The sequence below is a fragment of the Endozoicomonas sp. SESOKO4 genome, from assembly GCF_024606275.1.
The window spans coordinates 1-9480 of sequence record NZ_JAHHPS010000345.1; the positions used below are offsets into that span (position 1 = coordinate 1).

The 9480-nt window shown below is 48.1% G+C and carries 8 protein-coding genes and 1 tRNA gene; 4 read left to right on the forward strand and 5 right to left on the reverse strand.

Annotation, left to right across the window (positions count from 1 at the left end; genetic code table 11):
• Nucleotides 1–47 precede the first annotated feature (47 nt).
• The 3 genes from KDK16_RS06750 to KDK16_RS06760 all read right to left on the reverse strand — a co-directional run bounded on the left by KDK16_RS06750 (nucleotide 48) and on the right by KDK16_RS06760 (nucleotide 1788).
• Nucleotides 48–135 (reverse strand) — tRNA-Ser (locus KDK16_RS06750).
• Nucleotides 136–238: 103 nt separating this feature from the next.
• Complete coding sequence (locus tag KDK16_RS06755) at nucleotides 239–1072, reverse strand: SDR family oxidoreductase (RefSeq protein ID WP_257275291.1); 834 nt, start codon at nucleotides 1070–1072, stop codon at nucleotides 239–241.
• 206 nt (nucleotides 1073–1278) lie between these two features.
• Nucleotides 1279–1788, reverse strand: a complete 510-nt coding sequence (locus KDK16_RS06760; RefSeq protein WP_257275293.1) for a lactoylglutathione lyase family protein — start codon at nucleotides 1786–1788, stop codon at nucleotides 1279–1281.
• A 99-nt stretch (nucleotides 1789–1887) separates the two neighbouring features.
• Between KDK16_RS06760 and KDK16_RS06765 the strand changes: the two genes are divergently transcribed.
• On the forward strand, nucleotides 1888–2820 hold the full coding sequence (locus KDK16_RS06765; protein ID WP_257275294.1) for a LysR family transcriptional regulator: 933 nt from the start codon (nucleotides 1888–1890) through the stop codon (nucleotides 2818–2820).
• Here KDK16_RS06765 and rmuC read toward each other — a convergent pair.
• Nucleotides 2790–4280, reverse strand: a complete 1491-nt coding sequence (gene rmuC, locus KDK16_RS06770) for a DNA recombination protein RmuC (RefSeq protein ID WP_257254921.1) — start codon at nucleotides 4278–4280, stop codon at nucleotides 2790–2792. The two genes, KDK16_RS06765 and rmuC, sit on opposite strands and share 31 nt — an antisense overlap.
• Before the next feature lie 155 nt (nucleotides 4281–4435).
• On the opposite strand from rmuC, the gene KDK16_RS06775 reads away from it, so the two are divergent.
• From KDK16_RS06775 to ahpF, 3 genes are all read left to right on the forward strand, one after another.
• Nucleotides 4436–4990 (forward strand): DUF1415 domain-containing protein, encoded by a 555-nt coding sequence (locus KDK16_RS06775; RefSeq protein WP_257275295.1) that lies wholly within the window; start codon nucleotides 4436–4438, stop codon nucleotides 4988–4990.
• Nucleotides 4991–5308: 318 nt separating this feature from the next.
• The gene (ahpC, locus tag KDK16_RS06780; protein ID WP_257254284.1) at nucleotides 5309–5872 is read left to right on the forward strand and encodes an alkyl hydroperoxide reductase subunit C; all 564 of its coding nucleotides are present in this window, start codon (nucleotides 5309–5311) and stop codon (nucleotides 5870–5872) included.
• Between the two features lie 73 nt (nucleotides 5873–5945).
• Nucleotides 5946–7535, forward strand: coding sequence for an alkyl hydroperoxide reductase subunit F (gene ahpF, locus KDK16_RS06785; protein WP_257275296.1), 1590 nt, complete (start codon nucleotides 5946–5948; stop codon nucleotides 7533–7535).
• A gap of 115 nt (nucleotides 7536–7650) precedes the next feature.
• Here ahpF and KDK16_RS06790 read toward each other — a convergent pair whose 3' ends face one another.
• Nucleotides 7651–9105, reverse strand: a complete 1455-nt coding sequence (locus KDK16_RS06790; protein WP_257275297.1) for an NAD-dependent succinate-semialdehyde dehydrogenase — start codon at nucleotides 9103–9105, stop codon at nucleotides 7651–7653.
• Between the last annotated feature and the right edge of the window lie 375 nt (nucleotides 9106–9480).

Genomic DNA, 9480 nt, shown 5'->3' on the forward strand with positions numbered 1-9480 from the left:
GTACTCTATCCAGCTGAGCTACGAGCGCGTAATACTAAATTGTTCACTGGCGGTGAGGGAGGGATTCGAACCCTCGATACGTTTCCGTATACACACTTTCCAGGCGTGCTCCTTCGGCCACTCGGACACCTCACCGTTGTCGTTGTTCGCGTCTGTTGTTGCGAACGGAGCCGTACTTTATAGCAGGAGTGTCTGAAAGGCAAAGCCAAAATGCACTTTTTTTCTACTTTTAGGGCAATTACTTAACGGACAAACGGTCAAGCCTGAACTTGCGCCTGAGAATAGCCTCAAACCATGAAACAGGCAGCCATCTTTTCAGCTCTGGCAGCGCCCGACTGCCATTGCCCACTCTTAAAATGCCCCGCTGACTTGACGATTCCAGCCAGGCAGCAATCTCTAAAGCTACTGTCTCGGCAGGGGTCGGTCTGTTCTGAGAAGCACTCGCTCGTGCTCGGACTCCCTCTTCAATTGGAAAATACAGGGAGTCTTCAGTAAACACCCGATCAAGTGCTTCATTGGCATTCTCTGCAAATCGGGATTTGATCGCACCGGGTAATACGGTCAGAACTCTGATGCCAAACGGCTGAAGCTCCATTCTCAAAGCATCGGAAAAGCTATTGAAGGCAGCTTTTGAAGCACAATAAAGCCCTGAGAAAGGCGTAGTGACTTCTCCTGAAATACTGCCAATATTAATGATCGTACCTTCCTTGTTAGCACACATTTCCTTGATGACTTTGTTGGCTAGCAATACCGGAGCAAAGACGTTGGTTTCAAACTGTTGCAGGAGTTCTTCGCGGGGTAATTCAGCCACTGCCCCCATTCCACCATAGCCTGCATTGTTGATTAGGATATCCAATCCGCCATCTTCAGCCTGAATCTCTTTCAATACCCTGTTAACCTGGTCCTCATCAGTGACATCCAGCTCTGCTGTCCTGATTCTTTTTTCTGACAGATGTTTGATTGATTCCAGCTTTCTTGCTGTGGCCCAGACCTTGAACCCCCTCTGGTTCAACTCCAAAGCCAACGCCAGCCCAATGCCGGATGAACAGCCGGTAATCAGCACATTTTTCATTGCTTCACTCCATAAGCCAAGGCTTTGTTGTCTTTAAAACGGGTGACAATCATGCGACAAAAGTCATTTTTGACAAATCATCTATAGTAACTCCAGATTCATGATATTCACTTTTTCAGACCAACCATGAACCGGTAAAAAATAATCTGAACCGTGGTCAGTTTATCCTTTACCGGCTAACGAAATCAGAAGCAGTGAAACAGACTTCAGCTCTTGGTGTAAGCACCAGAAGAATAAATCAGCTCGTAGCTGTGGCTGTAGATTTCCAGAATATTGCCAAACGGGTCTTCCATATAAACCATACGATAAGGCTTTTCATCCGGGTAGTAGTAACGAACTGGCATACGCTGCCTGCCACCTGCGGCAACAATTTTTTCTGCCAGACCTTCAACATCCGGGTCCTGAACACAGAAATGAAAGACACCGGGCTTCCAGTATTCAAAGTTATTGTCACGCTCTTCGTAGTTCTTGAATTCGAACAGCTCTACACCGATTCTGTCACCTGTTGACATATGTGCGATGCGAAATGATCCCCACTCAGGACCAAAAACATCAGTACACATCACACCAATAGCACTGTCATCTTCTACAATCTCTGTGGGCTCCATAATCAGGTACCAGCCCAACACCTCGGTGTAGAACTTAACGGCTTTCTCCAGATCCGGTACTGAGATTCCGATGTGTGAAAAGGTGCGAGGGTAAACTGTATTAGACATTGAGCAAACTCCATCCGTTTTTCATCAATGGCAGCAGTTTAAAAAAACCAATCAACAACTTAAAATTATTATTTATAATATATTTAATAATATTTAATTATGGTAAATCCAAGCTGGCTGAGAACCTTCATTACCCTGATCGAGCAGGGTCACTTCACCCGAACGGCAGATCTTCTGGCTATGACCCAACCCGGAGTCAGCCAGCATATTAAGAAACTGGAAACTCATTATCAGACAAGCCTGATCAACCGCCAGGGCAAACACTTTGAACTGACTCCAGCGGGTGAAATGGTATATCGCTTTGCCCTTAAAATACTGGAAGGTGAAGAAAATCTGAGGGAGGCGCTAAACAGGGATGACCCCCATTCCGGCTTATGTCGTCTATCTTCACCCGGAGCCCTGGGTCTGGCTCTTTACCCAAGACTCATCAACGCCCAGAAAAGGAACCCGGGCCTGAAAATATTTTTTGAGATTGCCCCAAACCACCGGATTGAGTCTGAACTGCTAAACAATCGTCTGGACTGTGGCTATATGAGCCAGAAGCCGGAATCCAGCAGCCTGGAGGCTCAATCTGTCATGACCGAAGAAGTCTGTCTGGTCGTACCTGTAAACTTCCAATTTCGGGAATATGAACAGCTCCGGACACTGGGTATGATTCATCACCCGGACGCAGAACATCATGCCAGCCTGTTGCTTGAGGAAAATTTTCCTGGCGTCTTCAGGGGGATTTCTGACTTCCCGGCCAACGGCTACATCAACCAGATTAACCTGATACTCGAGCCTGTAGCGGCAGGATTAGGGTTTACGGTGCTGCCGGTATCAGCTGTCAGATCTTTCGCCTTTCCTGAAAGGATCAAGGTAGTGGGATTGCCTGAGCGCGCTTATGAAACGATCTACCGGGTCTTTAAAAAGCACCGGCTGCTCCCTTCCAGATTCCAGTTTATTCAGGAAACCCTTTTTTCGGATCAAGAGTCGATGCAGAAAACCGATGAATCGTCTTATCAGTCTTCATCATCCTCAATGGATTGCTGATCACACTCGATGGCTATGTCGCTTCCCAAGTCAGCCGTTTCCAGCGTCTGTCTGGGCAGCTCCTTTTTCACTCGCACCCCCAGATTCAAGAACTGATCCGCCTGAGAGATCAGATTCCCCCGACCGTGCTTCAAGGTGCCCATAGCGTCATCGTATGTACCTCTGGCACTGGTCAGTTGCTGATCCAGCTTTTCCATCTTCTCAACAAAAATACGAAGTTTGTCGTACACTTGGCGAGCCTTGTCAGCCAGCTTTCGGGCATTGGCATTCTGTCTTTCTATTGTCCAGAGGTTAGACACTGTTCTGAGTGTGGCCAAAAGTGTGGTGGGTGTTACCACCACAATACGCTTCTCAAAAGCCTCATTGAATAATTGCTGGTCATGCTGGAAGGCCACCATGAAGGCAGGTTCAACCGGCATGAACATAAAGACAAAGTCTGGCGCTTTAACCTCTGGCAGTGAGGGATAATCTTTCTCGTTAAGACTGTGGATGTGGTTCCGTATGCTTTGTATATGTCTCTTCAGAGCGGCTTCACGCTCGGCATCGGTTTCCGCATTGACATAACTCAGGTAGTCCACCAGCGAGACTTTGGAGTCAATAATCAGATGCTTTTGTTCGGGTAGATAGACGATAAAGTCAGGCCGTTTGTTCTGGCCTTCTTCATCCTTGAAATTGGCTTCCCGCTGGTACTCCTGCCCTTTGATCAGGCCACTGCTCTCCAGAATCTTTTCAACTTGCAACTCACCCCAATTACCCTGTAGCTTTTTATCACCTTTCAGAGCTCTGGCAAGGTTGCCTGCTTCATCGGTGATCTTCTGGTTCAGATTATGCAGGGTCTCCAGCTGCTGTTTGAGCGCAGCCCGACCTTCGTTGTCCGCTTTTCTGGCTTCTTCGACCTTGTTTCGAAACTCGCCGAGTTGTTCCTTGAAAGGTTTCAGCAGGTTTTCCAAACCTGCCTGATGCTGTTGTGAAACCGATTGACTCTTGGCTTCCAGAATCTCATTTGCAAGATTACCAAACTCCTCCTTAAGCACTTGTTTATTGTCTTCCAACTGCCGCAATGACTTGTCATTTTGCAACTGTTGCTCTTCAAGCCTGACCTTCAATTCCCGAACCTGCTTTTCTGCAGTAAACCGGGCTTCCTGCTCATCCCGATGTTTTAACAGACCTTCCCTGAGTGACTCTTCTCTTTCCTGAACTCTGTGTTTTTCATTATTCAGCAGGGTTTCCAGTTTTCCTTTTATAATGTGCAGGTCGCGATTATCCCATTGCAGCTTGTCCCTTTCACTGAAAAGCTGATCCTGCTCTGCGACAAGTTCAGAAATTCTGAGCCCCTGCTGATGCATCTGTGCAGTCAGCTTTGCCAATCCGGCAGCCGCTCTTTGTCTGGCAAACAGCCAGGATAATCCGGAACAGATCAAGATCAGGACAATAGCCGCAGCCATTTCAATTGCAGACATGCACGCACTCTCATCAGCACAGGTTACTACTGATGAACATTACGGTATTTTTACTGAAATCAACAGCTCAGTGCTGTTGCCTATCTCTGCCACTTTCGTGCTCCGAAAAGTACTTTCTGCCATACTTGGTGACACATTAACCCGGACTTCCCCCCATGAGTAAAGAGATTAATGCAGTCAGCCAATGGCTTAAAGAGGTCGTGATTGGCCTGGATCTCTGCCCCTTTGCAGCCTGGCCAGAGCAACACAACCAGATTCGAATCACCCTCTCAAGGGATACCACGGAAGACGCTCTGCTGGAGACGTTGCAGTCTGAACTGACACTTGCTGCCGAGACACCTGCCAGTGAACTGGAGACCACCCTGATTGTCATCGCGAACATGCTTGAGGATTTTGACGACTATAACCAGTTTCTGCAGCATGTGGATGCCCTGCTTCGCGGCTTCCATTGGGAAGGTCAGTTCCAGATAGCCAGTTTCCATCCAAATTACTGCTTTGCCGATACTGACCCGGAAGATGATGAAAACCTGACCAACCGTTCCCCCTACCCTCTTCTGCATATTATCCGGGAAGACAGCCTGGAGAAGGCCCTGGCCAGTTACCCGAACCCGGATGGCATTCCCGATAGAAACATTAAACAGATGAATAACCTGACAGCCGATGAGAAACTGAAGCTGTTTCCTTATCTATTTGCCCGCAAAACACGCTAGCGCCATACCCCATATCGTAGTAGCACTAAGCCTGTCGAATTACAGTGCCGTAGCCCTTCAGCAAGCTCAGAAAAACGGAGTATGTATATCAGCGCGTAGCTGCACAAAAAGCCTGTTGAGTTTGATACATCTCTATCAAATAAAGCTGCTGCAATGAACAGAAAAATATAACCCGCCACCTGACCAATAGATTAAATCTATTAATAGCATTTGAACGATCAATTATACCAATCAATCAAATCGGCATATTCTTTCCATGTCGCCACCGAAAACGGCTGACTAAAAAACAGAATGATTACCAGCAAGAAGGAATAAACCATGTCCCTCATTAATACACAAATCAAGCCGTTCAAAGCCACTGCTTTTCACAATGGCGACTTCGTTGAAGTGACCGAAGAGAGCCTGAAAGGCAAGTGGTCTGTTGTCTTCTTCTACCCGGCAGACTTCACCTTTGTTTGCCCGACTGAATTGGGTGACCTGGCTGACCACTACGAACAACTTCAAGCTATGGGTGTTGAAGTGTACTCCGTCTCCACAGACACCCACTTCACTCACAAAGCCTGGCACGACAGCTCTGAGACCATTAACAAGATCAAATACCCAATGATCGGCGACCCAACCGGTCAGATCACTCGCAACTTTGAAGTCATGATCGAAGAAGAAGGTCTGGCTCTGCGAGGCACCTTTGTCATGAACCCTGAGGGTGAGATCAAAGTCGTTGAAACTCACGATTCGGGTATTGGCCGTAACGCTGGAGAGCTGGTTCGCAAGATTCAAGCGGCTCAGTTCATCGCAGAGAACCCTGGTCAGGTATGCCCGGCTGCATGGCAACCGGGTGAAGAAACTTTGGCGCCTTCCCTGGACCTGGTCGGCAAAATCTAAACTGTCCGGGCTCCCTGCCATTATTCAACAGCAGAGAGCCTGAACCAAATCGAAAAGATCAAGCGAGTCAATCATGTTAGATGCAAACATCAAAAAGCAATTGGAAGCTTACTTTCAGAACCTGAAAACACCTGTTGAGATCGTTGTGTCTCTTGATGACTCTGCGAAATCACAGGAAATGGCTTCACTTGCTAAAGACCTTGAATCACTCTCCAGCCAAATCACGTTAAGTGAAAGTAACAACGAGCTGGAAAGAAGGCCTTCCATGGCCATTCAAGGCCAGGACAATCGCCCTGCAATCCGCTTTGCCGGGCTGCCTATGGGCCACGAATTTAACTCATTGATACTGGCTATTCTCCAGAGCGGTGGTCATCCAGCCAAGATGGAAGCTGATTTGCTCGAGCAGATCAAACAACTGGAAGGCGAGTTCAATTTTGAAACTTATATCTCCCTGTCCTGCCAGAACTGCCCTGAGGTTGTTCAGGCTCTGAACCTGATGGCCGTCTTGAATCCCGGTATCCGGCACACCATGATCGACGGTGCCTTGTTTCAGGATGAGGTGGATGAAAAGCAGGTCATGGCTGTACCCGCCGTATTTGTTAACGGCCAGCCATTTGGTCATGGTCGTATGAATACCGCCGAAATCGTTGCCAAACTGGACATAAATGCTGAAAAGCGCACGGCTGAAGCCATCAACAAGAAAGATCCTTATGATCTATTGATTGTCGGTGCCGGTCCGGCGGGTGCGGCCGCCGCTATTTATGCAGCTCGCAAAGGTATTCGTACCGGTCTGGTAGCCGACCGCTTTGGCGGTCAGGTGATGGACACCATGGCCATTGAAAACTTCATCTCCGTTAAGGAAACCGAAGGTCCAAAACTAGTGGCCAATCTGGAACAACACGTTCTCGACTATGACGTAGATGTCATGAGCAACCAGCGCGCCAGCGCCCTGATTGAAAATGACCGCAACGCCGGAGAGCTGGTAGAAATCCAACTGGAAAGCGGCGCCAGTCTGAAGAGTAAAACCGTACTGATAGCAACCGGTGCCCGTTGGAGAGAGATGAATGTGCCAGGCGAGCAGGAATACCGGGGGAAAGGGGTAGCCTACTGCCCGCACTGTGACGGACCTCTGTTCAAGGACAAACGTGTTGCTGTGATTGGCGGTGGTAACTCAGGTGTTGAAGCGGCTATTGATTTGGCAGGCATTGTTTCCCACGTCACGCTGATTGAGTTTGACAGCCAGTTAAGAGCTGACGAAGTGCTTCAGCGAAAGCTGCGTTCTTTAAAGAATGTCACCATTATTACCAACGCACTGACGACAGAAGTACTAAGCGACGGTAATAAAGTAAATGGCCTGACCTATAAAGACCGCAATACAGACGACGAAATCAGTTTAGAATTGGAAGGTATTTTTGTTCAGATTGGCCTGGTACCGAATACTGAATTCCTTAAAGAGGCAATGGAGTTAACCCCACGTGGTGAAATTGTAGTTGATAGCCGGGGCGAAACCTCCATCCCAGGTGTTTATGCAGCCGGAGATGTGACAACCGCACCTTACAAGCAAATTATTATTGCTATGGGTAGCGGCGCCAACGCCTCACTGGGTGCTTTTGATTACCTGATCAGAAACAGTTTTGAAGGCGATACCGCTTTAGCTGCCTGATTGATTACGAATCAACCAAGTTAATCACTCTCCGCCAGGTCAGGCTTAAGTCTGACCGCCAACCTGAGACTTCCTGACCTGGCACTTTATTCTTCTCAAATGATTTTGACTACTCTCAGGAAGCGTTGATGCCTCCTAATAGTACATATTTCATTTCCAGATACTCATCCAGACCATACTTTGATCCCTCTCGACCAATACCTGACTCCTTGATGCCTCCAAATGGGGCCACTTCTGTAGATAACACACCCTCATTGACAGCCACCATGCCGTACTCCAGCGCTCCAGCTACCCTGAATACACGACTAAAGTCATTAGTATAAAAGTATGCAGCTAAACCATATTGGGTATCGTTAGCCATTCTGATCACGTCCTCTTCGCACTGAAACCGGAAGACAGGGGCTATGGGGCCAAACACCTCTTCCTGATAGCACTTCATCTCCCTGGAGGCATCCGCCAGAACAGTTGGCTCATAGAACAGACCACCCAGACTATGAGAGCGGCCTCCTGTGAGCAGTCGGCCTTTTTTGGCTAACGCATCATCAACAATACTCCTGATCCTCAGCAGTGCAGCCTCATTGATTAAAGGCCCCTGATTGAAGTCGCCATCAATTGCAGGACCCACCGTAAGTCTGGAAACCGCTTCGGAAAACTTCTCAACAAACTCGTCATAGACACCATCCTGAACAAACAGACGATTCATACAAACACAGGTCTGACCTGAGTTCCGATACTTGGAGGCTATCGCACCCTGAACCGCCTGATCGACGTTGGCATCATCAAAAACGATGAAAGGCGCATTGCCACCTAACTCCAGTGAGATTTTTTTAACCGAGCCCGCACATTGCTTCATTAATAGTTTGCCTACAGCAGTCGATCCAGTAAACGACAGTTTCTTTATGACAGGACTGCCCGTTAACTCAGCACCGATTTCTTTGGCATCACCTGTGACAATATTAATAACACCTGCTGGAATACCCGCTCGTTCTGCCAGTTCTACCAGGGCAAGAGCCGACAGAGGCGTCAGCTCCGAAGGCTTGATAATAATGGTACAGCCTGCTGCCAGGGCAGGAGCTACTTTTCGAGCGATCATGGCATTAGGGAAATTCCAGGGTGTTATTGCAGCAACCACGCCGACCGGTTCCCGTGTGACCAGCACTCTCTGGCTGCTTTTGGTAGCAGGAATCAGATCACCATAAGCTCGTTTAGCTTCTTCGGCGTACCACTCTATGAAAGAAGCACCATACCTCACTTCGCCCCTGGACTCTGACAACGGTTTGCCCTGTTCAGTGGTCATCAGCATGGCCAGATCTTCCTGATTCTCCCGGATCAAGGTGTACCACTTGCGGAGTAAACCAGAACGTTCTGCTGCTGTTTTTGCTCGCCATCCTATAAAGGCTTCTTCTGCTGCTTTGATTGCGTTAAGAACATCTGAAGCCGCCAGCATGGGGATATGGGCAATCACCTTACCTGTAGCCGGGTTTTGAACGGGAAGCGTTTCTATGGCGCTGACCCACTTACCATTGATGTAGGCCTGCTGTTTGAAAAGACCGGAGTCGTTCAGTTTCATGGAGAACCCCTTGATAGTGCACGGCTTCAATGAACGAAGAGGCCTGGAGGTTGTTCACAACCTTAAAGTGTTTTGACACCCATGATCTTGAAAATCGAACAGGTCATAGCTGGCACGTTTTACATGCTGGGCATAGGCCATATCAAAAGCGTTCTGAACATCGGCTTCCAAATCGTTCCCGGCGATTTTGTCACATGAACAAGTCTCTCACTACCGTCGATGTGGGCCGCTCAGGGATATTTCTTTTGATGAACTGGAAAATCCGAAGGCATTGGAAGGCAGGATGTCTGAGAACTGCTACTGTTTTTCTTTTTTCCACAAAACAAAAACCCCAGCCGATCACTCAACTGGGGTTTTGCTTTATTCAATGCCTGG